We start from the raw sequence: 26,339 nt of genomic DNA, 5'->3' as shown, positions 1-26,339 counted from the left end.
TTATAGTGCAATTAGCGCACAGTTGCCGTGCGTTTAGGCGCATAAAAATGACAACAGGGAAAGAGGGAAGTTATGTTCCAGGAGTTCAAGACATTCATTGCCAAAGGCAATGTCATGGATATGGCGGTGGGTATCATCATTGGAGCCGCATTTACCGCAATTGTTACGTCGCTTGTTGGTGATCTGATCAATCCATTGATTGGCCTGTTTACGGGTGGGGTTGATTTCACCAACAACTACTCCGTTCTGGCCGGTGATGTCGCCGAAGGGGCGAGCCTGGAAGCGGCGCGGGAAACCGGTGCTTCTGTTTTTGCATATGGTGCGTTCATAATGGCGATCATCAACTTTCTGATCATCGCCTGGGTGGTTTTCATGCTGGTCAAAATGGTGAACCGGGTCAAAGAGGCGGCAGAAGAGGAAGCACCGGCGGAAGAAGAAGCGCCAGCCGGGCCAAGCGAGCTGGACATCCTGATGGAAATCCGCGACGCACTGAAAAAGTGACTCCTGCAGTTACGGCAGAAGAGGAGCCCACCAGATAGGTGGGATTCAGTTAACGATCTGAAAGCAGAAGGAAACCCGAATTGGAGCAGACGATGGAAATGGCAAATCAAGCCATGGATATGGCAAACGGCTATGTGCCAATCTTGATGAGTGCGGGCAAGGCTCTGATTGTTCTGATATTGGGCTGGATTGCGGCAGGAATGATCGCTGGGGTTGTTCGCCGCCGTATCAACAAAACGCCCCATATTGATCCGACGCTGGGCAATTTTGCCGCCAGCATGATCAAATGGGCCATTCTGGCCATGGTAATTGTGGCTGTTCTGGGCATCTTCGGGATCGAAGCAACCAGTATCGTTGCCATTTTGGGCGCTGCTTCGCTGGCCATTGGCCTGGCGCTGCAGGGTACACTTAGTGATCTGGCAGCAGGCGTGATGTTGGTTGTCTTCCGGCCGTATAAGCTTGGCCAATATGTCGACATCGGCGGAACAGCCGGAACTGTCAAAGATCTGAATCTGTTCACGACCGAACTCGTGACCCCCGACAATGTGCAGATCATTGTACCCAATGGCCAGGCTTGGGGGTCAGTTATCACCAACTACTCGGCACACGAGACGCGTCGTGTAGATTTGGTGTTTGGTATCGACTATGGCGATAGCGCGGATGAGGCGATGAAAATCATTCTGGACCTCGCAATGGCTGACGGGCGCATCCACGGCGATCCCGAGCCCTGGGTGCGGGTCACAAATCTGGGGGACAGCTCGGTCGATCTGACGGTGCGCTTGTGGTGTGCCGCTGTCGATTATTGGGATGTCAAATTTGAAATGACCAAAGCAGTCAAAGAAGCGTTTGATGCAAAAGGCGTTTCGATACCATACCCGCATTCGGTCGAGATCCAGAAACAGGGATGATGCTCCCGCCCGTCGCTCGGGCATTGAAATACCCTCCTCCGGTTGGGCCCGGCGCCGCGCTAATCGCGCGGCGTCGTTGTTTTTGGTGCCCCGTTCAACGCTGTGAACAGGTCACGCCGCTTCGAAGAGGCGGCGCTATGCCCAACGCTTCAGGGGTTGGAGGCTTCCGTCAGGATTTGATGACGACGTTGGGGGATACCACGTCAATCCCAAGCGCTTTGCCAACCGCATAATAGGTGAGTTGGCCGGCGTGAACGTTCAAGCCAGCCAGCAGGTGCGGATCATCCTGACAGGCCTGTTTCCATCCTTTATCCGCCAGTGCTAGCATGAACGGCATTGTGGCGTTGCCCAGTGCTATTGTTGATGTTCTTGCAACCGCGCCGGGCATGTTGGCCACGCAGTAATGCATGACGCCGTCAACTTCATAGATCGGGTCCGCATGGGTTGTGGCCTTTGAGGTTTCAAAACAGCCGCCCTGGTCGATGGCAACATCCACAAGAACCGCGCCGGGTTTCATGGTGGACAGCTGCGCGCGCGTCACCAGTTTCGGCGCTGCAGCACCCGGAATCAGCACAGCGCCAATCACCATGTCGGCTGTCTGGATCAACTCCGCGGTCGCACCTGCAGTTGAATACTGGTTCTTGAACTGACCGCCGAACACGTCGTCCAGATAACGCAGCCGGGGCAGAGACCGGTCCAGTACCGTCACATCCGCGCCCATACCTGCAGCGATCTTGGCGGCATGGGTACCGACGACGCCCCCACCGATAACCACAACTTTTGCTGGACCAACGCCGGGGACGCCACCCATCAGCACTCCGCGGCCGCCATTCGCCTTTTGCAGCGTCCAGGATCCGACCTGTGGTGCCAGACGGCCCGCAACCTCGGACATGGGTGCAAGCAGGGGCAGACCTCCATTTGCATCGGTCACTGTCTCATAGGCGATAGCCGTACAGCCCGATTCCAGCAGGTCATGGGTCTGATCCGGATCCGGGGCCAGATGCAGGTAGGTGAACAAAAGCTGCCCTTCACGCAGCATCTTGCGTTCGCCCGCCTGGGGTTCTTTGACTTTGACAATCATCTCTGCGGTGGCAAAAACTTCTTCTGCACTGTCCACGATGCGGGCACCTGCGGCGACGTAATCATCGTTGTCAAACCCGGCGCCAATGCCAGCTCCGTTTTCGATTATCACGTCATGGCCACGAGACACCGCCTCTTGTGCGGCGTTGGGCGTCATGCCGACACGGAATTCCTGCGGCTTGATTTCTTTGGGGCAACCGATTTTCATTAGGTCTCTCCGTTCCTAAACTGCCTAAATAATGGGCGGTTTCGGGTGCAATTTCTGTGAAACTCTGCCCGCATTCCGGCTTTTCTTCGGGAAAATCTTCGCTACAATGGGTAAAACCCGCAAAGGAATTGCGTGGATGAGCCTTGATACGACAGATAGAAAGATTTTGGCTGCCTTGCAGCGGAATGGTCGTATGTCGAATGCTGAATTGTCCGAGCAGGTGAATTTGTCGCCTTCGGCCTGCCATAGGCGGGTACAGAGGCTTGAGGCCGATGGCTATATCCGCAACTACGTTGCCTTGTTGGACGCGCGCAAGATGAATGTGCCAACAACGGTGTTTGTCGAGATCACCTTGCAGGGCCAGGCCGAGGAAGTACTGGAGGCCTTCGAAAAAGCTGTTGCGCGGATCCCGGATGTTTTGGAATGCCACCTGATGGCAGGAACTGCGGATTACATCCTGAAGGTCGTTGCCGAAAACACCGAGGATTTCGCCCGCATCCATCGCCAATATCTGTCTCGACTTCCAGGCGTGGCGCAGATGCAAAGTTCATTCGCGCTTCGGACTGTGTTCAAGACGACGGCGTTGCCGGTTTAACCTAGGCTGGGCCGGGATAGGTGAAAATCACCAGATGCGCCGCGTTAAAGGCGAAATGCATCAGAACCGGAACCCAAAGCCGTCCTGTCGCGTAATATCCCAGGCTACATGCCGCGCCAAGAAGGGCTGCAAAGACAACCAATGCAGGTCCACCTGCAAAATGTGCAAGCCCGAAAAGCAGGCTGGTCGCAGCAATCCCCGCAGCAGCCCCCAGGCGTTCGGAAAGTGCTGATTGCAGATAGCCACGGAAAAAGGCCTCTTCCGTGAGGCAGGTCAGAAACAGGTTGGAAAGTGCAAAGATCATCCACCAATGGGGAAGGGTGAACTCTGGCCGGATGGCACCGACTGAGAGGCCCAGTAGAAACAGGGCCGGCAATGCGACCAGCCCGACCGCCAGCGGCGATTTGCGTATATACGCTACTCCATCATTCATGCGTGGCCAGGCCAGAAGGACGGCGAACAGGATCAGAGGCTTGTCCAGGTTCAGGTACATCGTGAAATCGGTGCTGCCCGGACCGGCATGAACCCGGTCCAGTACCAGTAGGTTATGAAAGCCCGGAACCAGATGTGCGCCCATGGCCAGGCACCACAGGATCAAGGCGATATGTCCAACAAAGGAAAACGCACCGTTCAAACCGCGTAGCATCAACGCTCCGGTAAGACCTGCTGACGCAATAGCTGCGGCAAAGGGCGTGACCAGACCCAAGGTCAGAGCAATCAGGCCAAAACAGGTCAGCAGAACGAACCCCAAAGACCATTTCCCTGAAACAGCGCATATCTGCGCGGCGATCAGGATAAACCAGGGCCAAACAACCGGCAGAACAGATATGAAATGCGCCACGGCCCCTCTCTGAAATGACCTGTGCTTTGATGCCCTCAGAACACTCGGGCTGGCAAGTCATGTTAACAGGCTTCATACAAGCTGAAGTAGGGGTGGCTCTGGCGATTGAATGATCCAGCCGAGCGGAAATGCCAAGTTTCCGAATTCCTGGGGCAGTGATCTTGCTGACCCCGGCAGATAAGCTTAGAAAAAGGCTTTCATCTACCTCTGTGATGACATCAGGCGGTTACACGCGCCTGATAGGGTCCTGACCCGTTAATTGATAAGGAGCAGACCTTGACCGACGAATTTAACCATGCACCAAAAGACTGGCTCGAAGCCGAGTTGGAAGACGCGCTGGACGAAGATTTTGAGATCGAATTCAGCGAGCCCATGCTGTCGGTGGAAGTGCGGAAGATCTACAAGGATCAGCATCCCGACATGCTGGATCGCAAGGTCTATTTCCGTAACTTGCTGCGACTTCAGGCTGAACTGATCAAGGTGCAGGACTGGGTGCAACATACCGGTGCCAAGGTCTGTATCCTGTTTGAAGGCCGGGACAGTGCTGGCAAGGGTGGGGTGATTAAGCGGATTACGCAGCGCCTGAATCCGCGTGTTGCCCGGGTGGTTGCTCTGCCGGCGCCCAGTCGTCGTGAGCAGAGCCAGTGGTATTTCCAGCGTTACGTCCCGCATCTGCCCGCCGCCGGTGAGATCGTTCTGTTCGATCGGTCCTGGTATAACCGTGCCGGGGTCGAAAGGGTGATGGGGTTTGCCAGCAAAGATCAGGTTGATCAGTTCTTTCAGGACGTTCCCGAATTCGAACGGATGTTGGTTCGATCCGGGATCATCTTGCTGAAATACTGGTTCTCGATCACGGATGAGGAACAGCAGCTGCGATTCCTTATGCGGATTCACGATCCTATGAAACAGTGGAAACTGTCCCCAATGGATCTGGAATCCCGTATCCGCTGGGAGGCCTATACCAAAGCCAAAGAGGACATGCTGTTCCGTACCAACATCCGAGAGGCGCCCTGGTACATCGTCGAAGGCAACGACAAAAAGCGTGAGCGCCTGAACTGTATTGAGCATCTTCTGACCAAGATCCCCTATACGGATGTACCGCAGGAAAAAGTTGATCTCCCGGATCGCAAATATAATCCGGAATACGAACGGCGTGTTTTGCCGGACGAGCTGTACGTGCCCAAGATTTACTGATCACGAAAAACGCCCCCGGATTCCGGGGGCGTGGCTTTAGTTTTCGCTTGTCCGGCCTTCAGAACACAAAGTCGTCTCTGGCCAGGTCCGATAACAAGGTATCTTCTAGTGTCAGGGTGTGGCCGTTACCGGCATCGATGATGACGTCATTTCCGGATTGCGAAATGTGGTTCTTCATCAGATCGTTATACCCAACGATAGACTTGGCCTGCCGGAGGTTGACGATATCCTCGTCGGTGAAATCCGTCACAGTATCCGCGCCCTTGGTGAAGTAGAATTGATCCACTCCGGTGCCACCGGTCATGACATCTGCTCCATTGCCACCAAGCAATTTATCGTTGCCAGCGCCACCGATAAGAATGTCGTTGTCCTGCCCGCCTTTAAGCACATCGTTTCCGGCGCCGCCGTCCAGCTGGTCAATGCCATAGCCGCCTTTCAGAAGGTCTTTGCCATCACCCCCATTCAGGTCGTCATTATCAGCTCCGCCAACCAGAGTGTCATTTCCGCCTTCGCCGTTCAGGGTGTCGTCGCCGGAGCGGCCAAGCAGCTTATCTCGGCCGCCGCCACCAACCAGGGTATCATCACCGCCGCGCCCATCCAAAAGGCCAGACTGTCCGGATTTCAAAACGAACCAGTCATCCGCAGCAGTGCCGATCTTGCCAGCCCTGACGTCCAACTGCCCCGAGGGCGGTGGAGGTGTGGAACCACCGGAACCACCCGAACTGCTGGTATCAAGCTGCAAAGGCGCAGAGGTCCGTGCAAAGTTCTGGGTCACCATGATGGCGTTCCAGCCGTCATAGTTTCCGACCTCAATCCCAATTCCGATAACGGTCACGTTGGCGTCCAGAATATTCGCGCGATGGCCGGAACTGTTCATCAGGCTGTTGTGCAGATCCTGAACGTCATCCGACAGCCCCGGCGCACCGCGGACACTCTGCCATGCGATGTTTTCAGTCGCACGCCAGCTTCCGGAGAATTCGAAGCCCGCATCTTCCATTCTGTCCGATGGTCGCGAACCTCCGGCGCCGGTATGGCTGAACCTATCGACGTTCAGCATCCACTCGCTGTGATCTTCCGCCGCTGCGTTCAGCCGAAGCTCAAGCTTGACCGGTTGTAAGCCCGCCTTTGCCCGCTCTGCATTGATCAATGCGAGCATCTGCCGCTCTAGATCGCTGGCCGTTGACATGATTCTGCCTCCAATAGATTGCGTTATTTTGGCGGGACATTAGTGGCGAGAACTTGGCGACGAGAAGACACAATCGTGCCGCTCGCGGTTGGTGGGCAGATCGCCACCGGAAGTTGAATCTGAGTTCGCGATTTATCGCGCATTGACGCGGGGTTGCGTCAGCCAGTCGCGAAAAAGCGCGCAACGTCACCCTGAAAACGACAAACCCCCGGGCGATGCCTCGGGGGTCGTCAAATAGTGTCATCCAAAACTGGACGAGGAAGGTGCTTAGAGCAAACCTTCGCGCTGTGCTTTCTTACGTGCCAGTTTACGGGCACGGCGGATCGCTTCAGCTTTCTCGCGCGCTTTTTTCTCGGACGGTTTCTCGAAATGTTGCTTAAGCTTCATTTCGCGGAACACGCCTTCGCGCTGCAGCTTTTTCTTCAGGGCACGAAGCGCCTGATCGACGTTATTGTCGCGAACACTAACCTGCATGTGGTTGTCACCACCTTTCTAGATAGAGTTGCAAGGAAATTGCAGGAATTGGCCGTATAGCAAAGCGCCTCTATCTTGTCTAGTACTGGTCCTGATAACCGGAGAACCGCCATGACCACCACCTATGAAGACGCCAAGCAGCAGCTTTTGGATGCGATGCTGACACATGTTCCCTTCGATGGCTGGTCGGAAACCAGCTTTCGCGCGGCGATTGAAGAATGTGGAATGGATGACGTTCTGGTGCGGGCGATTTGTCCGCGTGGTGCCGTTGACCTGGCGTTGGCATTTCATGCGCGCGGGGACGCGGTGATGGCAGATCGCCTTAAAACTGAGGATTTGGGCGATATCAAATTCCGTGACCGGATCGCTGCTGCCGTCCGGTTCCGGCTGCAGGCCGTGCCGGATAAGGAACTCGTGCGCCGGGGTATGACCATGTTTTCGCTGCCAAGCCACGCGGCTGATGGCGCAAGGGCAGTATGGCAAACCTGTGATCTGATCTGGGACACGTTGGGAGATACTTCGGACGACGTGAACTGGTACACCAAGCGGGCGACATTGTCGGGGGTCTATTCCTCGACCCTGTTGTTCTGGTTGGGGGATGATTCGCCCGGGAATCAGAAAACGTGGGAGTTTCTGGACCGTCGTATCGACAATGTCATGCAGTTCGAAAAGCTTAAGGGGCAGGTGAGGGACAATCCTCTGTTCAGACCGTTTCTTGCTGTTCCGAATTGGTTGGCCGGGCAGGTTAAAGCTCCGGCTAAAACCCACGGCACGCTTCCCGGATTCCTGACACCGCGCAAGTAGTCCTCTTGCTACTGGGCCTTGACGTTTCAGCCTGCTAGGCATTGGCCAAAGGAGATCTACCCATGACTCAGATGATGCGCGCCGTTGAAATCGCCGAACCCGGCGGTCCGGATGTTCTGCAACTGACAGAACGCCCGATGCCCCAAGCTTTGGCCGGTCAAGTGATCCTCAAAGTCGCCTATGCGGGGGTGAACCGCCCGGACGCTCTGCAGCGCGCCGGTGCCTATAATCCACCTCCGGGTGCCAGTGATCTGCCGGGTCTTGAGGCCGCGGGTGAGGTCGTGGCCATCGGGGCGGGGGTCGAAGACCTATCCGTTGGCGATCAGGTCTGTGCCTTGCTGCCGGGCGGCGGCTATGCCGAATATGTGGCCACACCTGCGGCGCATTGTTTGCCGGTGCCAGCGGGGATGGGCCTAAAAGAAGCCGCCTGCCTGCCCGAGACCTTCTTTACCGTCTGGTCCAACGTCTTTATGCGCGGCAGCCTGAAGGCCGGTGAGCGGTTTCTGGTGCATGGTGGTTCCAGTGGTATCGGCACAACGGCGATTCAGCTGGCGAACGCCTTTGGAGCGCGGGTTTTTGCTACTGCAGGCTCGGCTGAAAAATGTGAGGCCTGTGAAAAGCTGGGTGCCGAACAGGCGATCAACTACCGTGACGCGGATTTCGTAGCCGCGATGCGGGCCGAGGGCGGGGCGAACCTGATACTGGACATGGTGGGCGGCGACTATATCCCACGCAACGTCAAGGCGCTGGCCGAGGATGGTCGGCTGGTGCAGATAGCCTTCCTTCAGGGGCCCGTGGTCGAGCTGAATTTTGCGCTTATGATGGTCAAACGGCTGACCTTGACTGGCAGTACCCTGCGCCCGCAAAGCGATCTGGCCAAGGCAAAAATTGCTTCGGATCTGCACGAAGCGGTCTGGCCTTTGCTCGAGGCGGGAAAAGTTGCCCCTGTCATGGATAGTGAGTTTGATCTGGCTGATGCGGCGGCGGCCCATGCCCGGATGGAAAGCTCTGGCCATATTGGCAAGATTGTTCTGAAAGTTGCGGGATAAAGCTATGTTTCAGGCCACAGCACACCGATAGAGATGCCAGGTGGCGTGGCCCAGTACCGGCATCACGACGATCAGGCCCAGCAACATCGGGATCGCTCCGATGACCAGCAGCGCGGCAACGATGAATCCCCAGCTCAGGATGACGCCCGGATTGCGACGCAACACCCGTACGGATGTCACCACGGCGACCGGAACGCCCACTTTGCGGTCCAGCAGCAGCGGAAAGCTGACGACGCTGATTGCCAGGGCGACGAGGGCAAACAGAAACCCAACAGCATGCCCGAACAAGATCATGGTCCATCCAGCGGCGGTGGTGAACACTTGGGTTAGAAAGGCACCCAGCGACGCGGGCAGGTCAGGGCCGAGTGTCTGAACATAGATGCTCTGCGCGACCATCAGCCAGACCAGAAACAGCATGACCATGTAAAACGCCAAAGCCAGAATTGCACCCAGGGAAGGGGACCGGAACACGCCAAACGCATCCAGCCATCCAGCCTCGCCACCTTGTTCTCGTTTGCGGCTGATTTCGTACAGGCCAAGGGCGGCTAACGGACCCACAAGCGCAAAACCACCAACCAGCGGTGCCAGCAGTGGAACCATGTTTGTGTTCAGCCCAATTCCGAACATCAGAAAACCTGCGATCGGATAGATGAGCACCACGAATATCGCATCGGCCCTTGTATCCAGAAAATCGCTGTATCCTGCCCTCAGGCAGGCCCAAAGATCATCCATCGTCAGCGTACGAACCACTGGCAGGTGCCGTGTATCCGCGCTGCCGATATGGCTGATGTTTTCAGCTAGGTGATCCCCGGTTGCACCTATGTTCCGTGCCGCCCAGGTGATCGGATTGCCAATCGTTTTGTCCATTGCCGTCCCCTCCTGCATTGCGATGTTGCGCAGCGGGGTCAATCCGGCGACTTGTTGCTTTTGGCCGGACCAGCCAGCAACGCCTTGGGCATAGTATAGCACAAATTTTCGCGTTTGGGTTGCGCCTCGCGTAATCGTGTCGATTGCCCTGCGTCACAGGCATGTTAGCTTGGCCTGAGGCTAGAGGAGGACAACATGCAGAAAACGGCACGAACCGTCGTCATCCATGAACACGGCGGCCCCGAGGTTCTGAAGATCGAAGATCGCCCACTTGGTGAACCCGGCCCCGGTGAGGTTCGTATTCGTCATCATGCCTGCGGGCTGAATTTCATTGATGTATATCAGCGCACTGGGCTGTATCCGCTGGATCTGCCGCAGGCTTTGGGCATGGAGGCCGCTGGCGTGATCGAAGCCGTCGGGGAAGGTGTAACGCATCTGGAATCCGGGCAGCGCGCGGCCTATGCTGCCTCTCCGCCCGGAGCCTATTGCGAGGCACGGGTCATGCCCGCCGCACAGGTGTGCCCGCTTCCGGATGGAATTTCTTTTGATGCGGCGGCCGCGATGATGCTCAAGGGGATGACAGTCGAATATCTGTTTCATCGCACCACACCGCTAAAACGCGGGGATACCGTGTTGTTTCATGCAGCTGCCGGGGGTGTTGGCTTGATTGCCTGCCAATGGGCCAAATCCGAGGGGATCACGTTGATCGGTACTGCCGGAACCGATGAAAAATGCAGTCTGGCGCAGTTCAACGGTGCCTCGCATTGCATCAATTACCGGACCGAGAACTTTGCCGAGCGTGTCGCGCAGATCACCAAAGGCAAAGGCGTAGACGCGGTGATGGATTCCATCGGGTCGGACACGTTTGACGGATCGCTCGACAGCCTGAAACCGCTTGGCATGATGATCTCGTTCGGCAATGCCTCGGGCCCGGTGCCTCTGATTGATATCGGTATTCTGGCCAAGAAAGGATCGCTCAAGATAACGCGGCCAACGCTCTTCACACATATTTCGGACCACGCGGTCTGTCAGGCCATGGCGCGGCGCCTGTTCAACAAGGTCGAAGGCGGCGAGGTCAAAATCCACATTGATCAGAGGTTCCCGCTGGATCAGGTGGCCGAGGCCCATCGCGCACTTGAGGCGCGCCAAACCACAGGCAGCACAGTTCTTGAACTGTAAATGAAAGGAACCCGGCGTTTGTGCCGGGTTCCGTCACTGTTTTCTTAGAACCGGTAGGTGGCGCGGGCCTGGATTGTGGTCGCGTCCACATCAATTCCGGTCGAATCGAAATCGTTGAATTCGTGATACAGGATTTCGCCTCCAACGCTGACATTGGGGGCGACAATCTGTTCATACCCAGCGCCGATGAACCAACCATCGTCACTGCCAAGATTGTCCGTACTCGCCTCGGCATAGCCCCCGATACCATATAGCAGCCCCACCGGAGTCACTTTGTATCCGGCGCGTGCTTTGAGGCGCCAAACGTCTTCGACCTCGACGCCGGGGGTCAGTTCAATGCTGGTCCAGTCATAGTCAAAGCCGCCACCGACAACCCAATCCCCCAGATCATAATCATATCCCAACACGATACCACCAATCGCGCCATCACCGTCGACGCCCGAAACATTGGTGTCGATATCGGCATAGCCGACCTGAAGGCCGCCGTAAAAGCCCGTCCAGTTGCCCGAGGATTGCGCCGAGGCGCCTCCGGCCGCAATAGAGGCGATAAAGGCCGCAATAAAAAATCTTCCTGTCATTCTGTTAACCTTTCTTTCGAATTGGTCTTCAGCAAACCTTTGCTGCTCATTTGTACGTGGTATTGCCAGGGCCCGGTCTGACGACCGGATCGCTGTCTTTTGGCTGTTTCCGTACCTGATTTCTGTGCCGCCGCTTCGGGGCACTGGCCCACGTTTTTTTTGGGCTCGTTCCTGCTTGAACAACTAGGGTGAAAAATGGCGGTTTCAAATGGTAATCGGCGGCAGGGTGAACTGCCGCCGATCCGGTGTTTTTCTTGGGCGGATTATTGCGCCTGCAATTCCGAAGGGCTCTTGTCGGCGATATCTTTCCAGTTGGTGTCGGCGCGCTCGTTAAAGCCGGGGATGTCGCCTTCCCAGCGTTCCTGAATATCTGCGGACAGATTCAGGTACAGCTTGTTGTCGACGATTCTCCAGTAGTTCGGGTCGCCGTCAAACTTGAAGCCCATCGCGGTGCCGAATGCGCAATAGCCACCATAGGCGGGCAGGTAGGCTTCGGGGTTTTCTTCAAACGCGACTTTGTTTTCTTCCGAGGCAAAGCGGTACAAGGCTTCGTTGTGCAGCGCAGTGATGCGGTAATCGCCCTTGGTGGCTTCGCCAGCGGTGAAGTAAGCGACCGGGTCATAGCCCTGTAGCGCCAGACCGGTCGAACTTGCGTTCAGTTCGACGCCTGCAGCCAGGGTTGAGCTAGCGATGGCAACAGACAGCGCGACGCCGCCGATAAGGGATTTGATCTTGTTCATTGTTTTCACCTTTCGTGAATCGAGCTGCCGGGGGATTCCGTAATTGAGTCTGGGCAACTCTGATTGTTTTGTTCCGTGCGGTCGGTAATTGGCCGCCACGACCCCGAAGTGGGCAGCGTATTGATCACGTTCAAAACAACTAAAGGTGATTGTGTGCTGGCAAACGGATCCTGTGCATTTCCGCTCAGGATCCTTGGGTGCGCGTATCAGTAAGGATTAGGGTTCTACCCGGAACCGGCGGGGTTCCAGCCAGCCGATGACCGGCTTGCGACTTGCGGCATATCCTGCAACCGAACGTTCCAGCCGATCCGCGAGAACGGGCAACCGGCTGACAGGAACCTTCGGGAACAGATGGTGTTCGCGGTGGTAGAACATCAGATAGGCCAGCCGCGCCAGCACCCCGCGCTGACTGCGCGCGGCAACGCCACTGTCATGCGTGCCCTGATGGGTTATCCAGACCGCAAACAGGGCGGCAAGGCATTGGGCTGTGCTCATCGCAGCCACGTGCAGCAGCAGGGTTTGCGATCCGCTCAGCACAGCAGCGGCGATCACGGCAAGCACCAGCCCCCAGTCGATCAGGATGCGACGACGGGCCTTGGTGTTGGCGACCCGCCAGGCCGCACGGTTGATGTCGAAGGGAAACCGGGGTCCGTATACCAAGACCTGCGCCAGGGTCATGTGCCCGCAATTCCCCTCGCAATCGCCCGGACCCATGGCGTGTTTGTGATGCAGCAGGTGGCATTGGCAGAAAGCGTGATTAGAACCCAACATAAGCGCGCTGAGCACATGCATCACCAAGGAATCCTGCCGCCGCGACAGCCCGAGATTGCCATGGATCGCTTCGTGGTTCAGGCGCAGGGCGCACAGAAAGAACAGAAAGCTGGCCATAGCACCAAGTGGCCAGAGGGCAGTACTGTAGAGCGTCAGAGAAAGCAGCAGCCAAGGCAGCGGCAGCATCAGTTCCTTGATCTTGTCCCAGCGGTTCAGGGGAACCAGGTCGGCCCATTGGATGCCTTTCGGGGCGCGTTCGGGCGGGCGTTTGGGCTGGATCATGTCATGCTCCTTATTACATCATATTCTGAGATTTCTGTATTGAAAGAAATTTGAGGGTAAAATTTTTAGGGCGACTTGTCCCCTTGTCCCTTGGGCAGCAGCCGGGCGATGCGTCCGCCAAGTTTGACGATTGCCAGTTGAACGCGGCGAGGTAGACGGTTCACATCGACATACCAGTCGTCGAACATCTGCATGGTCTCTAGCGTCTCATCAATCCGCTGGCGCACTTTGGGCGAGGTGCCGTCAATCTGAGCCTCTTGGGCAACGATACGCAGCGCGGCCAGAGTGGGCGCATATTCACGTTCGCGGCGGCCTTCGACCACAGCTTTGGTCAGGTCAAACATGTCCCGGATCGAATGAAAGTGATCGCGCCGGTCACCCAGGTTTCGGCTGGCTTTGATCAGCTTCCAGCCTTGCAGTTCCTTCAGCCCGGTCGAGACGTTCGAGCGGGCCAGTCCGAGCGTTTCACAGATCTCATCTGCAGTCATCGGTTCGGGCGAGATGTGCAATAGCGCGTGGATTTGCGCGACCGAGCGGTTCACACCCCACTTGGTACCCATTTCCCCCCAATGGAGGATAAAATCGCGCATGGATTCAGTAAGGTGCATGGTTGTATCCAGTAATTTCTGTAATGACAGAAATTACAGATAGAAATGATTCGATCAAGAACCAATTAACTCAGGCGGATATCAGGTCTTGGACCCGATCCTGGGTTCAGTGCCAGCTTTGATGCGCGAAATATTGGCGGCATGGCGCCAGTACACAAGCAATGTCAGGACGATTCCCAGAATAAACGTCGACCCGTCACTCAAAACCATGACCCAGGTTGTAGACAGGGACGCTGCTGCAAGGGCCCCAAGCGACGAAATCCGCCAGATGGCAGCGGCCACCAGCCAGGTTATGCAGCAGGCAATGCCCACGCCCCAGTCAAGCGCTAGCCAGAGGCCCAGAAAGGTCGCGACACCCTTGCCACCTTTGAAGCCCAACCAAACTGGAAAACAGTGGCCCAGAAACGCGGCCAATGCGGCGACCTGTACGGCGTCTTCTCCGGCCATGGCACGGGCGAGCAAGACGGCAGCGGCCCCTTTACCGGCGTCAAAGATCAGAGTTAGCGCGGCGGCGGCCTTGTTGCCGGTGCGAAGTACATTGGTCGCCCCAATATTGCCCGACCCGATATCGCGCAGATTTCCCAGTCCCATCACCTTGGCGATGATCATGCCAAAGGGGATCGACCCCATCAGGTATCCAATCGCGGCCCAGAGGATCAGCTGGGTCATCGTACTGTCGATCAGGGGCATCAGGGTCTCCGGTATACTTCTTGGCCTGCCACAAAGGTTGCGGTGACCTTACCTTGCATCCTCTGGCCGTCAAATGGCGTATTCTGCGATTTGGATCTAAGCGTGAACCGGTCCAGCACAAAGGGTACATCCGGGTCGAACAGAACCAGATCGGCCGGTGCGCCCTCAGACAGGCGACCGCTGTCCAGACCCAGTCGTTTAGCCGGGTTCAGAGCCATCGCGCGGAACAGAGTCGGCAAGTCCAGTTGATCAGCATGGTACAGGCGCAAAGCCGCAGGCAGCAACGTCTCCAGCGCCACCGCGCCCGAGGCCGCCTCTTCAAACGGGAGGCGTTTGCTTTCTTCGTCCTGTGGCGTGTGCATGGAACTGATCGTGTCGATCAGACCTGCCCGCACCGCTTCGATGACAGCCTGCCGGTCATCTTCCGACCGCAGCGGAGGTTTGACCTTGAAGAAGGTGCGATAGTCGGCCACGTCCAGCTCATTCAGCGTCAGATGGTGGATCGAGGTGCCAGCAGTGATGTCCAGCCCGTTCCGCTTGGCCCGTTCCAGCGCGGGCAGGGCGCGGGCGGTGGTAATCTGATCGGCGTGATAGGCCGCACCGGTCATTTCCAGCAACGCAATGTCGCGGTCCAGCCCCATACGCTCGGCCATTGGGGAAACGGCGGGCAATCCGCGCAAGGCGGCGAATTTGCCGCTGGTGGCGGCGGCGCCAGCGCTCAGCCCCGGTTCCTGAGGGTGGGCGATCACCAGCGCACCGCAGGATTTCGCATAGGTCAGCGCGCGGGTGAACACTTTGGTATCTGCAATGACATGATCACAGTCGGTAAAGGCGACGGCACCGGCATCCAGCAGAAATCCGATCTCGGTCATCTCGCGCCCTTCGCGCCCTTTGGTCAGGGCCGCCATGGGCAGCACGTTGACCGGGGCATCCGCCTGTGCGCGCCGGGTCGCAAATTCCAGCGTTTCCGGCGTGTCCACGGCGGGTAAGGTATCGGGGCGCGTCACGATCGTGGTCACACCCCCTGCCGCCGCCGCCAGGCCTGCGGATTTATAGCTTTCCTTGTGCCGCTCGCCCGGCTCGCAAACCTTGACGCCGAGATCGACGATGCCCGGTGCCAGGCAATGCCCGCCGCAGTCGATGACCTGCGCGTCAATCGACGGGGCCGCACCTTCGCCCTTGGCTATGATACGGCCATCAGCCACATGCACCCATCCCGGTGCGTCCGCGCCAGTTTCGGGGTCGATCAGGCGGGCGTTGGTGAAGATCAGATTGCTCATGCCATGGCCCTTTCAATAGCGGTTTTGGTAGCGGCGGGATCTGCCTGATACTTGATCAGGTGCTTGTCCCCGCCTTTTGTGACGATTTGAACAAAGCTACCCATGGTTTTGACAGCCTCGATCTGGTTCAGCGCCACTTTGCGCGGGCCAGGGCCGGTCAGAGTAGTGTCTGTCATTTCCCATGCGGCTGTCAGCTCGTCTGAGGCCAGATACCACGCACGAATGCCGATTGCAGCAAGGCCCGCAGGCGCGCCGGTCCACACATAGGGATTACCGATCAGCCAAAGGATGATCATGGCCCCTGCCATAGCCGCGGCTGCCATCCACGTGTTGGTGCGGATATAGGCCCCTTTGTCGGGTGGGAAAGTCACAGGATCAGCCATAGGGCACCTCCGATAACCAGAAGGATCAGCAGCGCCAGAACCGCAGAGCCCATGCGACGCGGTCTGTCATTTTGCGGTGCGGATTGCGGCGCCGAATACGGTTTCGCGCTTTCCGTCTCAATCCGGCCACCTGCCCAGCTTGTTGCTTCTTCGGTGTAGAGGCCGATCAGGCGCAGCCTGCGGTCGGGGCGCAAAGCGGCTGCACGACCGCGAAATGCGGCGCTGCGGACCACCAGAACCCAGCCGTCAATCGCATCCAGAGCTGTGTGGTCCAGCTGATCTGCGGACACGTCGCAGCCCTCGGTCAGATAGCCATAGAGGCCAAGGTCTTCGAGGTCCGAGACCGGAAAGACGTCAACCTGTTCGGGATCCAGCCCCGCTACCCCTAGAATCTGATCGACGGCTCCGGGTTCGCGCAGAAACTTGGCCTCTTCCGGGCGCATGTCGAGTGCGAACAGGCGGATAACGCCGTGTTCATGGGATGCAACGGCCAGATCGCTCATGCGGCCTCGCGCAGATTGCGGGCCAGCAGTTCCATCGCAGCCATGCGGACGGCGACACCCATCTCAACCTGCTCCTGAATGACCGAGCGGTTGATATCATCGGCTAGCGTTCCGTCAATCTCGACCCCGCGGTTCATTGGGCCGGGATGCATTACAATGGCATCGGGTTTGGCCTGCGCCAGTTTGGCGGCATCCAGCCCGTAGCGATGATAGTATTCACGTTCCGAGGGGATGAACCCGCCATCCATCCGCTCTCTCTGAAGGCGCAGCATCATCACGACATCGACGTCTTGAAGGCCTTCGTTCATATCGTCATAGATCTCGGCTCCAAACTCGGCAAATTGGCTGGGGACCAGCGTTGGTGGGCCGATCAGTCGAATGCGGTTTTCCATCTTGCCGAGCAGGATCAAGTTCGACCGCGCCACGCGGGAATGGGCGACGTCGCCGCAGATCGCGATGTTCAACCGGTGCAGGCGACCCTTGGCGCGGCGAATGGTCAACGCATCCAGCAGCGCCTGTGTTGGGTGCTCATGCCGCCCGTCGCCTGCGTTCAGTACGGCGCAATTCACCTTCTGCGCCAACAGATCAACCGCGCCGGAATGCGGGTGCCGCACCACCAGAAGGTCAGGATGCATCGCGTTCAGCGTCATCGCCGTGTCGATCAACGTCTCGCCTTTTTTGATCGAGCTGGCCTGCATTGCCATATTCATCACATCCGCACCCAGCCGCTTGCCTGCCAGTTCGAAACTGGCCTGAGTACGGGTCGAGTTCTCAAAGAACATGTTGATTTGCGTCAGCCCCGCCAGCACATCCGAGTGCTTGTTCGGTTGCCGGTTCATCTCGACATAGGTCTCGGCCAGATCAAGAATGGCAGTAATATCGGATTGGGACAGGTGCTCGATGCCAAGAAGGTGACGATGGGCGAAACGCATGGGCGGACTCCTGTCTGACAATCGGCCCGCTTATAGAAAGCCGCGCCGCGCAAGGCAACCTTGGGATCAAGGCGTTAGGGCAGTTTCTCACACCCACCCTCGGGCAAGCACTGTTCGCCGGGTTTGCACCATTTGCCATAGCCGCAGTCGATCGCCTTAACCGGCACACATCCTTGGTGGTTCGAACATTTGAATCCAGGGCGGCATTGTGATCCGGTTTTCTCGCACAAGAACCAACCGGGCTGTGCGCATCCTCCGCCTGGCAGGCAGGATGATCCGGCCGCACAGGTCAAGCCGTCGTCACAGGTGATGGGGCTGCCGCTGGTGGCTGAATCCGGGTCGAATTCGGGGGTGTTTCGCTGGCATTCCCCGCGCGCGTTGCAAAAGCTGTCGCCGGGGCAGTCCAGACGCGTGGTGCATGCGTTGGCTCCTTTGGGTGCGCAGCGTAGACCGCCTGCCACGCAGCGCTCGAACGGGCCGCAGCTGCGGCCGCCGCCGCAATAGGTGCCGCCCAGCGGGATGCAATGATTGTCGAAACTGCATCTTTGCCCACCGGAACAGCACCGACTGCCACAGGCGAACTGCCCCGCGCGGCACTGATCGTTTCGATCAAACAGCTGCGCCGAAATAGGCCCGCTGACCAAGGCCAGAAGCGCCCAAATTGAGAGGAATCGAAACAGGATCAGCATGATTGCCCCAATGGTCGGTGCGACCGAGCGCGCAATCAAGGCCAATTCGCTTTCCCTCGGTCAAAAGGAGGTTAGATTGAGTGTTATGGAATCGGCTTTGGACTTTCACACAGCGCGGGCTCTGCTGGACTGGCAGATTGAACTGGGCGCGACGGATGCGATCGGGGATATCCCGGTGAACCGCTATACGTTGCCCGACACAGCGCCCAAATCCAAAAAGCCCACAGCGGTACAAACGGCGCCGGAAAAGCCCAAGCCGGTCGATGCGTTGGCGATTGCCGATTCAGTCGCCAAGACAGCTGGTTCGCTGGACCAGTTGCGCGCTGCGATGGATGCGTTTGATCATTGCGAGTTGAAACGTGGCGCGCGCCAGTTGGTGTTTGCCGACGGGACGCCGGGTGCGCGGGTGATGATTATAGGCGAAGCTCCGGGCCGGGATGAAGATCGCGAGGGCAAGCCCTTTGTTGGCCGGGCCGGGCAGTTGCTGGACAGGATGTTGTCCGCGATTGAGCTGAACCGTGCCGAAAACGTCTATATCACCAATGTCCTGCCCTGGCGGCCCCCGCAGAACCGGGATCCCAAGCCCGAAGAGATCGGCATGATGAAGCCGTTTCTGGAGCGCCACGTCGCATTGGCCAAGCCCGAGGTTCTGGTCGTGATGGGCAATATCAGCTGTCAGGCGGTGCTGGGCAAACGCGGTATAACTCGGTTGCGCGGCCAGTGGGATCAGGCTTGGGGGCTGCCGGTCATCCCGATGTTTCACCCTGCTTACTTGCTGCGGCAACAGCCAATGAAACGGCAGGCCTGGGCAGATCTGTTGGAGTTGAAGGCCTGGCTGGAGGGCAAGTGATGCGCATCCTGGCCTTTTCCGACCTGCATATGGCGCGCAGCCGGGCGGTCGAATTGGTTGCCGCCAGCGCCGAGGCAGATCTGGTGATCGGTGCTGGTGATTTCTGCAATATGCGGCAAGGGCTGGATCAGGCGATGGAGATGCTTGCAGGCATTTCGGCCCCTCTGGTCCTAACCCCCGGCAATGCCGAAAGCGTCCAAGAGCTGACAGCGGCTGTGCCCGAAGGTGCCCACGTGCTGCACGGCACCGGGATGACTGTGGACGGGGTACGCCTGTTTGGTCTGGGATATGGTGTGCCCGTGACGCCTTTTGGCGGTTGGTCCTGCGATCTGACCGAGGCCGAGGCCGCCGAGTTGCTGGATCGGTGCGACGCTGCCGATATTCTGATTACGCATTCTCCGCCCAAAGGGCATGGCGATGTCACGTCGATGGGCGGCGCTGTCGGTTCGGTCGCGGTGCGCGACGCGATCGAGCGGGTGCAGCCGCAGCTTTCTCTGCATGGCCATATCCATGACAGCTGGGGGTATCGCGGGGCAATCGGGCGCACCCAGGTGGCCAATCTGGGGCCCAGACCAAATTGGTTTGAGCTGCATTGATGATCGAAACTGTGACCCTTCTGGCGTTTATACCGGCTGCGCTCGCTCTGAACCTCACACCCGGAGCTGATATGATGTTCTGCTTTGGGCAGGGCCTGCGCAAAGGCGCACGGCCCGCGCTTGCGGCCAGCGCCGGTATTTCTGCAGGGTCGATGGTGCATGTCCTGCTGGCTGGGCTTGGGTTTGGCGCGGCGGTATCGACGCTGCCCTGGCTGTTTGATGTGATCCGTTGGTTGGGGGTGGCCTATCTGCTTTATCTGGCCTGGCGTTCGATCCAAAACGGTGCTGTGCCGGCCGAGGCACCGGCACATAGCGGGAAACTTGCGTTTCGTGATGGGCTGCTGGTCAATCTCACCAATCCAAAGGTCATCCTGTTCGTGCTGGCCTTCATCCCGCAGTTTGTGGACCCGACCTTGGGGCCAATCTTGCCGCAGTTCCTGACCCTTGGCCTTATCATCGCGGTGGGCGGCTTTGTGGTGAACGGGATGGTCGGCATGTTTGCCGGTGGCGCGGGCCGAGTCTTGGTCTCGAACCCGCGTGCCTCGCGTTTCATGGGCTGGGTGACCGGAGGGATTTTTACGGCGCTCGCCATTCGGCTTGCGATTATGGAAAGGGCCTGACGTCATATGTCACGCATCGACGAAAGCAAAAAATTCATTCCAGTTCGGATCGCCGTCCTCACTGTCTCGGATACGCGGACGCTGCCCGAGGACCGATCGGGACAGACTTTGGTGGATCGGATTCAGGCGGCGGGCCATTTGGTCGCGGACCGCAAGATCCTTCCGGATGAGCGCGCCCAGATTACAGAACAGCTGCGCGTGTGGATCGCAGATCCTGAAATAGATGCCGTCATCTCGACCGGGGGTACCGGCCTGACAGGGCGCGACGTTACAGTCGAGGCGCATCGGGATGTCTACGAGAAGGAAATCGACGCATTCGGTACGGTTTTTACAATCCTGTCGATGCAAAAGATCGGCACCTCTGCCGTCCAGTCGCGCGCCACAGGTGGCGTCGCCGGGGGCACCTATCTGTTTGCATTGCCCGGCAGCCCCGGTGCCTGCAAGGATGCCTGGGATGGAATATTGCTAAAACAGTTCGATTATCGTCACCGGCCCTGCAATTTCGTGGAAATTATGCCCAGATTGGACGAACATCTGCGACGGAAGTAAGCTGGTTACACGTTCAAATGTGTATTACCGCTTTGTGGCTTGGCATTTTTCGGGGCAAAGCTACCTTCTGAAATGCCAGCCTGATGCGAACGGGGTGATAGTAAATGCGCTTTCTGAGGCAGAGCCTTGCCGGAGTTTTCCTGACGTCCTTGACGTTGGCACTCTTGTTTGTGGCGGTTCAGATGATCGTGGGTGCAGTGCAGGATGTTCTGACGCGCGAGGATGCCGCTCCGCAGGCGCGGGAGCGCATTTTTGCGGTTACTGTCCGGCATGCCGAAGTGGAAACCGTAACGCCTTATCTTGAAGCATTTGGCGAGGTGCAAAGCCGCCGCCGCCTGGAACTGCGTGCAGCGCTTGGTGGCCGTGTGATTGCCTTGTCCGAAGATTTCGAAGATGGCGGTGCTGTCACTGCAGGAGAGGTTCTGGTCGAGCTTGATCCGGCGGATGCACAATCGGCGCTGGACCGCGCCAAGTCGGACCTGCTGGATGCTCAGTTTGAGGAACGCGATGCCGAACGGTCCCTGCTGCTGGCGCAGGATGAGCTGAACTCGGCCGAGGCGCAGGCCGAATTGCGGGGCCGTGCCCTGCAGCGTCAAAAAGACTTGAAAAGCCGGGGAGTGGGCGCGGCGGCATCCGTGGAAGAGGCGGAACTGGCCGAGGCATCGGCACAGCAATCTGTTTTGGCCCGGAGGATCGCGCTGGCACAGGCGGAATCGCGCGTCGATCAGGCGACGACGTTGCTGTCGCGTGCCCGTATTGCACTGGCCGCCGCCGAACGTGATTTGGAAGACATGACCATCCATGCCCGGTTCGGGGGCACATTGACCGACGTAACTTTGGTTGAGGGTCGCCTGGTCTCGGCCAACGAAAAACTGGCCGAATTGGTTGATCCTAAAGCACTTGAGGTGGCCTTTCGCGTCTCGACCGCGCAATTCGTGCGCCTGCTGGATGCTGAAGGGGATCTGATCAATTCCCCGGTCACTGTATCGCTAGAGGTTACAGGAGCAGATCTTGCGGCGCAGGGCCGCATAAGCCGCGATAGCGGCTCGGCCGGAGAAGGGCAAACCGGTCGCCTGCTTTATGCCTTGCTCGAGGATACTTCGGGATTCAAGCCCGGTGATTTCGTGACAGTCTCGGTTCAGGAACAGCCGCTTGAGAACGTGGTGCGCTTGCCGTCTTCGGTTCTGGATTCAGCAGGGACGGTTCTGATTCTGGGCAAGGATGACCGGCTTGAGGTTCTACCAGTGCAGTTGATCCGCCGTCAGGGGGATGAGGTGCTGCTGCGCGGGCGGGGGTTGGAAAGTCGCGAGGTTGTCGTTGGTCGAACGCCTCTGCTTGGGGCCGGTGTCCGGGTCAGGCCGCTGCGGGATGAGGCCAACGCAGGGGGCCAGACGGATATGGTCGAGCTGTCCGAGGAACAGCGTGCCCAGCTGGTGGCGCAGGTCGAAGCCAGTGATGCATTGCCTCAAGATGTCAAAGCCCGCGTGCTGGGCCAACTGGGCGAAGCCAAGGTTCCCGCGTCGTTGGTGCGCAGCATCGAAAACCGAGCCGGAGGTTAGGCGCGATGATGCGCGAAATTCCCGGCGCGGCTGGGGGGATACTCAGCTATTTCACGCGCCACAGGACGGTCGCCAACCTGCTGCTGCTAGTTATGCTGGTGCTGGGCGCGGCGGCCATCCCGAATATGCGGGCGCAGTTCTTTCCCGATGTGATCCTTGAACGGGTGGATGTCAGCGTTAGCTGGGATGGAGCTGGCCCTGAAGATGTTGATAATGGCATCGTTCAGTTGTTGGAGCCGGCCCTTCTGGCCGTTGAAGGCGTGTCCAGCACCTCTTCGACTTCGCGCGAGGGCACAGCCCAGATCCGGATGGAGTTCGAGCCGAACTGGGATATGTCTCGCGCGGTCGAAGAGGTCAGAACAGCGGTCGACAGTGTCACCAACTTGCCAGACGACGCTGATGAGCCGACCATCCGACGCGGTGCCTGGCGCGATCGCGTCACGGATGTTGTCGTCACCGGCCCTGTCGATCCTGAACAGCTGGCCAAGTTCACCGATGAGCTGATCAACCGTTTGTTCGCTGTTGGCGTGACCCGCACCACGATCCGGGGCCTTGCCGCGCCGCGCATCGTGGTCGAGGTGCCCACCGCGCAGTTGATCGCCAATGACATCACCCTGTCCGAGATCGCATTGGCCATCGCAGCCGAGGTCAACGCCAATCCGGCGGGCGATGTGACAGGGGCCAATGCGCGCATTCGCACCGGCACCGAAAAGCGCAGCCCGGAAGAGATCGAAGGGATTACGCTGCGCAATTTCACCGATGGCTCAAAGCTGTTGATCGGTGACGTGGCGCAGATCCAGATTGAAGGTGTCACCAGAAATCGTAGCTATTTTGTTGGCAAGAATCCGGCAATGTCCGTTCGTGTGGATCGGTCAAATCTGGGGGACGCGATTGAAATTCAACACACGGTCGAAGATGTCGTCTCGCAGATGCAAGCCAGCCTGCCCGAGGGCGTAAAGGCCGAGCTGATCCGGACACGGGCGCAAGCGATCACCGACCGGCTGGATATTCTGGTCGATAACGGGCTGGTTGGGCTGGGTCTTGTGGTCTGCCTGCTGTTTCTGTTTCTGAATGCGCGGATTGCCTTTTGGGTTGCCGCGGGTATCCCGGTGGCAATGTCGGCGGCGATTGCGTTCATGTATATTGGCGGCCTGTCGATCAACATGGTGTCGTTGTTCGGCCTGATTATCACTCTGGGTATCGTCGTGGATGACGCCATCGTTGTGGGTGAACATGCCGATTTTCGCGCGCGACGGCTGGGTGAGCCGCCAATGGTGGCCGCCGAACGCGCCGCACGTCGCATGGCGATGCCGGTCTTTGCTGCGACGCTGACCACGGTTATCGCCTTTTTCGGCCTGACTGCGATTGGTGGCCGTTTCGGAGAGTTGATCCGCGACATCCCCTTCACGGTGATAGCGGTATTGATCGCCTCGCTGATCGAATGCTTTCTGATCCTGCCCAACCATATGGCCCACGCGATTGCGCACTCTGCCAAGGAACATTGGTATGACCTGCCGAACCGTGTGGTGAACAAGGGGTTTCGCTGGGTGCGCGATACGCTGTTCCGACCGCTGATCGCCTGGGTAATCTGGGCACGCTATGTGGTGGTGTCGGCGATGATCGTCATTCTGGCCAGCCAGATTTCCCTGTTCATACGCGGGGACGTGAACTGGCGGTTCTTCAATGCGCCCGAGCGTGGATCGGTTACAGGCAATTTTATCATGGCCGAGGGCGCAGGCCGCGCGGATACGTTGGCCATGATGCACCAACTGCAGGCCTCGGTAGAGGCGCTTGGCCAACGCTATGAAGAGCGGCACGGGCGCAACCCCATTGATTACGTGCTGGCCGAGATCGGGGGATCCGCGGGCCGTGCACTTTCGGCAGCGGATGGCAAGGACACGGATTTGCTGGGCGGGATTTCGATCGAGTTGATAGATGCCGACCTGCGCCCCTATTCGAGCTTCGAGTTTGTCGGAGAGTTGCAGGAAATGGCGCCAAGCCATCCCAAACTTGAGCTGCTCAGCTTCAGGGGCTGGCGGTCTGGTCCGGGAGGAGATGCGATTGACGTGCAGCTCTACGGCGCCGATGTGAACACGCTTAAAACGGCTTCCGAGGACTTGCAGGTCGCGCTTTCGAAATACCCTGAGGTTTCAGCGCTGGAAGACAATCTGGCCTATGACAAGGAAGAATACATTTTGGATCTGACCGCGCAGGGACAGGCGCTGGGCTTTCGGATCGAAACATTGGGCCGGGTGCTGCGGGACCGTCTGAACGGGATCGAGGCCGCGACCTTCCCGGATGGCCCGCGCAGTGCCGAGATCCGGGTTGAATTGCCTGAAGGAGAACTGACCGCCGATTTCCTGGAACGCACACTGATGCGCACGCCCGATGGAGTCTATGTCCCGTTGGCCGATATCGTTTCGGTTCAGCGTAAATCCGGATTCTCGACCGTGCGGCGTGAAAACGGACTGCGGGTGATTTCGGTCTATGGCGATATCTCCGAGGATGATCCAACACGCGCGGCCGAGATCGCCCGTGCGATGAGCGAGGAAATTCTGCCCAATATCGCAGCCACACGTCAGGTCGAGTGGACCATGGCAGGTCTGAGCGAGCAGGAAGAAGAGTTTCTGTCCGAAGCCCGTACCGGTCTGATCCTGTGCCTGACGGGCATCTATCTGGTGCTGGCCTGGGTCTTTGCCAGTTGGACCCGACCATTGGTGGTGATGGCGATCATTCCGTTTGGTTTGGTCGGAACCATTTGGGGCCATTATATCTGGGAGGTCCCGCTCAGCATGTTCACGGTTGTTGGCCTGCTTGGGATGACCGGAATCATCATCAACGACTCGATTGTTCTGGTGACGACGATTGACGAGTATCAGCAGACTCGTGGGCTGATGCCCTCCATCGTCGAGGGGACATCGGACAGATTGCGGCCAGTAATGCTGACGACGCTGACCACGGTTCTGGGCCTGACCCCACTGTTGTACGAAGGATCGCAGCAGGCACAGTTCCTCAAACCGACCGTGATCACGCTGGTCTATGGGTTGGCGTTTGGGATGGTGCTGGTATTGCTGCTCGTTCCTGCCCTGCTGGGGATCCTGAACGATCTGTCGCGGCCAATGACGGCCATGCGTCGCGCAATTCGGGCGCCGGATCGTGTGGTGCAGGGGGCGCTTGTTGTCACCGGGTTTGCCTTGATGCTCTGGTTTGCGTTGACGATGATCTGGCCTGCGGTGACCGGGTCTCCACCGGGCCTTGTTTCGGGGCTTTATGCCGGGCCAGAGGGCCCCTCAATCCTGCGGATGGGGTTTGGAGCTTTTACTGCCGGCGCCACGGTGATTCTGGTGGTGAGCATTGTTTTGTCGGGCCTGTTGTACGCCCGTCTCAAAGGACGCACTGCCTAGCCCTGACGCAGGGCGGTTTCCAACAGGTTTGAGACTCGGTCGCTCATGGGCAGTGCGCCTTGTCGGATCAAGCCCAGTGGGAACCAGCGTGCATCCATTGCGTCATCCCCCGCAACCGGTAGCCCGGTCTGATACTGGCAGGCCACGCCAACCAACAGGTAATGAGACAGAACCGCGCCATGAGCGTCGCGGCGCAACAGGTCCAGATTGTCCAGATACCGCAACGGCTCGGCAATCACCGAGGTTTCTTCGCGCAGTTCCCGCTGTGCTGCCTGCAGGACGGTTTCGCCCCATTCCACATGGCCGCCGGGAAAGCCCCATAGCCCCTTATCCGGTTGCTTGCTGCGCTGAACCAGAAGGACGTGCCCGTCATGAATGACGACCGCAAGCGCACCGATTTTCGGAGTTTGCATCATGGG

The 26,339-nt window shown here is 58.3% G+C and carries 29 protein-coding genes; 13 read left to right on the top strand and 16 right to left on the bottom strand.

The window, feature by feature from the left end:
* Nucleotides 1–72 precede the first annotated feature (72 nt).
* Nucleotides 73–501, top strand: a complete 429-nt coding sequence (gene mscL / locus AC2FJV_RS01705; RefSeq protein WP_142635318.1) for a large conductance mechanosensitive channel protein MscL — start codon at nt 73–75, stop codon at nt 499–501.
* 98 nt (nt 502–599) lie between these two features.
* The gene (locus AC2FJV_RS01700; protein WP_246097177.1) at nt 600–1,409 is read left to right on the top strand and encodes a mechanosensitive ion channel family protein; all 810 of its coding nucleotides are present in this window, start codon (nt 600–602) and stop codon (nt 1,407–1,409) included.
* Between the two features lie 169 nt (nt 1,410–1,578).
* Here AC2FJV_RS01700 and ald read toward each other — a convergent pair whose 3' ends face one another.
* Nucleotides 1,579–2,697, bottom strand: a complete 1,119-nt coding sequence (gene ald / locus AC2FJV_RS01695) for an alanine dehydrogenase (protein ID WP_271948547.1) — start codon at nt 2,695–2,697, stop codon at nt 1,579–1,581.
* Nucleotides 2,698–2,833: 136 nt separating this feature from the next.
* Between ald and AC2FJV_RS01690 the strand changes: the two genes are divergently transcribed.
* Nucleotides 2,834–3,292, top strand: coding sequence for an Lrp/AsnC family transcriptional regulator (locus tag AC2FJV_RS01690; RefSeq protein ID WP_142635322.1), 459 nt, complete (start codon nt 2,834–2,836; stop codon nt 3,290–3,292).
* A gap of 1 nt (nt 3,293) precedes the next feature.
* Here the strand turns inward: AC2FJV_RS01690 and AC2FJV_RS01685 are convergent, their stop codons facing one another.
* Entirely contained in the window at nt 3,294–4,133 is an 840-nt protein-coding gene (locus tag AC2FJV_RS01685) for a CPBP family intramembrane glutamic endopeptidase (RefSeq protein ID WP_496712298.1), read from the bottom strand.
* 276 nt (nt 4,134–4,409) lie between these two features.
* Between AC2FJV_RS01685 and ppk2 the strand changes: the two genes are divergently transcribed.
* Nucleotides 4,410–5,327 (top strand): polyphosphate kinase 2, encoded by a 918-nt coding sequence (gene ppk2, locus AC2FJV_RS01680; RefSeq protein ID WP_496689073.1) that lies wholly within the window; start codon nt 4,410–4,412, stop codon nt 5,325–5,327.
* Between the two features lie 58 nt (nt 5,328–5,385).
* Here the strand turns inward: ppk2 and AC2FJV_RS01675 are convergent, their stop codons facing one another.
* Nucleotides 5,386–6,513 carry a CAP domain-containing protein gene (locus AC2FJV_RS01675; RefSeq protein ID WP_496712293.1) on the bottom strand — a complete coding sequence of 376 codons (1,128 nt, stop codon included), beginning with the start codon at nt 6,511–6,513 and terminating at the stop codon, nt 5,386–5,388.
* A gap of 267 nt (nt 6,514–6,780) precedes the next feature.
* A complete protein-coding gene (rpsU, locus tag AC2FJV_RS01670) occupies nt 6,781–6,987 on the bottom strand; it encodes a 30S ribosomal protein S21 (RefSeq protein ID WP_005614280.1) in 207 nt (68 codons plus the stop codon).
* Nucleotides 6,988–7,098: 111 nt separating this feature from the next.
* On the opposite strand from rpsU, the gene AC2FJV_RS01665 reads away from it, so the two are divergent.
* Together AC2FJV_RS01665 and AC2FJV_RS01660 are read left to right on the top strand one after the other, a co-directional pair.
* Nucleotides 7,099–7,791: a COQ9 family protein gene (locus tag AC2FJV_RS01665; protein ID WP_496712291.1), complete on the top strand. Its 693-nt coding sequence runs from the start codon at nt 7,099–7,101 to the stop codon at nt 7,789–7,791.
* Nucleotides 7,792–7,853: 62 nt separating this feature from the next.
* Nucleotides 7,854–8,840: an NAD(P)H-quinone oxidoreductase gene (locus tag AC2FJV_RS01660; RefSeq protein ID WP_496693541.1), complete on the top strand. Its 987-nt coding sequence runs from the start codon at nt 7,854–7,856 to the stop codon at nt 8,838–8,840.
* Nucleotides 8,841–8,849: 9 nt separating this feature from the next.
* Here AC2FJV_RS01660 and AC2FJV_RS01655 read toward each other — a convergent pair whose 3' ends face one another.
* Nucleotides 8,850–9,707, bottom strand: coding sequence for a DUF2189 domain-containing protein (locus tag AC2FJV_RS01655; RefSeq protein WP_496693542.1), 858 nt, complete (start codon nt 9,705–9,707; stop codon nt 8,850–8,852).
* 195 nt (nt 9,708–9,902) lie between these two features.
* Here AC2FJV_RS01655 and AC2FJV_RS01650 point away from each other — a divergent pair, with 195 nt between their 5' ends.
* Nucleotides 9,903–10,886, top strand: coding sequence for a quinone oxidoreductase family protein (locus AC2FJV_RS01650; protein ID WP_496693543.1), 984 nt, complete (start codon nt 9,903–9,905; stop codon nt 10,884–10,886).
* Nucleotides 10,887–10,930: 44 nt separating this feature from the next.
* Here the strand turns inward: AC2FJV_RS01650 and AC2FJV_RS01645 are convergent, their stop codons facing one another.
* From AC2FJV_RS01645 to AC2FJV_RS01600, 10 genes are all read right to left on the bottom strand, one after another.
* A complete protein-coding gene (locus AC2FJV_RS01645; protein ID WP_271948532.1) occupies nt 10,931–11,464 on the bottom strand; it encodes an outer membrane protein in 534 nt (177 codons plus the stop codon).
* Nucleotides 11,465–11,727: 263 nt separating this feature from the next.
* Complete coding sequence (locus tag AC2FJV_RS01640) at nt 11,728–12,204, bottom strand: YHS domain-containing (seleno)protein (protein WP_271948672.1); 477 nt, start codon at nt 12,202–12,204, stop codon at nt 11,728–11,730.
* Between the two features lie 216 nt (nt 12,205–12,420).
* Nucleotides 12,421–13,257 carry a fatty acid desaturase gene (locus AC2FJV_RS01635; RefSeq protein WP_496676671.1) on the bottom strand — a complete coding sequence of 279 codons (837 nt, stop codon included), beginning with the start codon at nt 13,255–13,257 and terminating at the stop codon, nt 12,421–12,423.
* A 65-nt stretch (nt 13,258–13,322) separates the two neighbouring features.
* Nucleotides 13,323–13,865, bottom strand: a complete 543-nt coding sequence (locus AC2FJV_RS01630; RefSeq protein ID WP_496693546.1) for a GbsR/MarR family transcriptional regulator — start codon at nt 13,863–13,865, stop codon at nt 13,323–13,325.
* Nucleotides 13,866–13,946: 81 nt separating this feature from the next.
* Nucleotides 13,947–14,555 carry a glycerol-3-phosphate 1-O-acyltransferase PlsY gene (gene plsY, locus AC2FJV_RS01625; RefSeq protein WP_142635346.1) on the bottom strand — a complete coding sequence of 203 codons (609 nt, stop codon included), beginning with the start codon at nt 14,553–14,555 and terminating at the stop codon, nt 13,947–13,949.
* Nucleotides 14,555–15,835 (bottom strand): dihydroorotase, encoded by a 1,281-nt coding sequence (gene pyrC, locus AC2FJV_RS01620; RefSeq protein ID WP_496712287.1) that lies wholly within the window; start codon nt 15,833–15,835, stop codon nt 14,555–14,557. The genes plsY and pyrC overlap by 1 nt, the downstream gene beginning before the upstream one ends.
* Entirely contained in the window at nt 15,832–16,218 is a 387-nt protein-coding gene (locus AC2FJV_RS01615; protein ID WP_281995257.1) for a hypothetical protein, read from the bottom strand. Before AC2FJV_RS01615 ends, pyrC begins: the two co-directional genes overlap by 4 nt.
* A complete protein-coding gene (locus AC2FJV_RS01610; protein ID WP_496712280.1) occupies nt 16,203–16,721 on the bottom strand; it encodes a hypothetical protein in 519 nt (172 codons plus the stop codon). Before AC2FJV_RS01610 ends, AC2FJV_RS01615 begins: the two co-directional genes overlap by 16 nt.
* Nucleotides 16,718–17,653: an aspartate carbamoyltransferase catalytic subunit gene (locus AC2FJV_RS01605; RefSeq protein ID WP_142635354.1), complete on the bottom strand. Its 936-nt coding sequence runs from the start codon at nt 17,651–17,653 to the stop codon at nt 16,718–16,720. Before AC2FJV_RS01605 ends, AC2FJV_RS01610 begins: the two co-directional genes overlap by 4 nt.
* Nucleotides 17,654–17,727: 74 nt before the next feature.
* Nucleotides 17,728–18,387, bottom strand: a complete 660-nt coding sequence (locus AC2FJV_RS01600; protein WP_271948520.1) for a scavenger receptor class F, member 2 — start codon at nt 18,385–18,387, stop codon at nt 17,728–17,730.
* A 40-nt stretch (nt 18,388–18,427) separates the two neighbouring features.
* Here AC2FJV_RS01600 and AC2FJV_RS01595 point away from each other — a divergent pair, with 40 nt between their 5' ends.
* The 6 genes from AC2FJV_RS01595 (at nt 18,428) to AC2FJV_RS01570 (ending at nt 25,920) form a co-directional block, all read left to right on the top strand.
* Entirely contained in the window at nt 18,428–19,192 is a 765-nt protein-coding gene (locus AC2FJV_RS01595; protein ID WP_271948670.1) for a uracil-DNA glycosylase, read from the top strand.
* Nucleotides 19,192–19,788: a metallophosphoesterase family protein gene (locus AC2FJV_RS01590; RefSeq protein ID WP_496712277.1), complete on the top strand. Its 597-nt coding sequence runs from the start codon at nt 19,192–19,194 to the stop codon at nt 19,786–19,788. Before AC2FJV_RS01595 ends, AC2FJV_RS01590 begins: the two co-directional genes overlap by 1 nt.
* The gene (locus AC2FJV_RS01585; RefSeq protein WP_281995253.1) at nt 19,788–20,408 is read left to right on the top strand and encodes a LysE family translocator; all 621 of its coding nucleotides are present in this window, start codon (nt 19,788–19,790) and stop codon (nt 20,406–20,408) included. The genes AC2FJV_RS01590 and AC2FJV_RS01585 overlap by 1 nt, the downstream gene beginning before the upstream one ends.
* A gap of 6 nt (nt 20,409–20,414) precedes the next feature.
* The gene (gene moaB / locus AC2FJV_RS01580) at nt 20,415–20,957 is read left to right on the top strand and encodes a molybdenum cofactor biosynthesis protein B (protein ID WP_496712273.1); all 543 of its coding nucleotides are present in this window, start codon (nt 20,415–20,417) and stop codon (nt 20,955–20,957) included.
* Nucleotides 20,958–21,061: 104 nt separating this feature from the next.
* Nucleotides 21,062–22,516, top strand: a complete 1,455-nt coding sequence (locus AC2FJV_RS01575) for an efflux RND transporter periplasmic adaptor subunit (protein ID WP_496712248.1) — start codon at nt 21,062–21,064, stop codon at nt 22,514–22,516.
* Nucleotides 22,517–22,521: 5 nt separating this feature from the next.
* On the top strand, nt 22,522–25,920 hold the full coding sequence (locus tag AC2FJV_RS01570) for an efflux RND transporter permease subunit (RefSeq protein WP_496689048.1): 3,399 nt from the start codon (nt 22,522–22,524) through the stop codon (nt 25,918–25,920).
* Here AC2FJV_RS01570 and AC2FJV_RS01565 read toward each other — a convergent pair.
* On the bottom strand, nt 25,917–26,333 hold the full coding sequence (locus tag AC2FJV_RS01565) for an NUDIX hydrolase (RefSeq protein WP_496712213.1): 417 nt from the start codon (nt 26,331–26,333) through the stop codon (nt 25,917–25,919). The two genes, AC2FJV_RS01570 and AC2FJV_RS01565, sit on opposite strands and share 4 nt — an antisense overlap.
* Nucleotides 26,334–26,339: the final 6 nt, after the last annotated feature.

The sequence above is a fragment of the Ruegeria sp. CDSA241 genome (assembly GCF_059611265.1).
The sequence above is the reverse complement of the archived record's forward strand: the minus strand, read 5'-3'. Positions and strand labels throughout refer to the sequence as shown.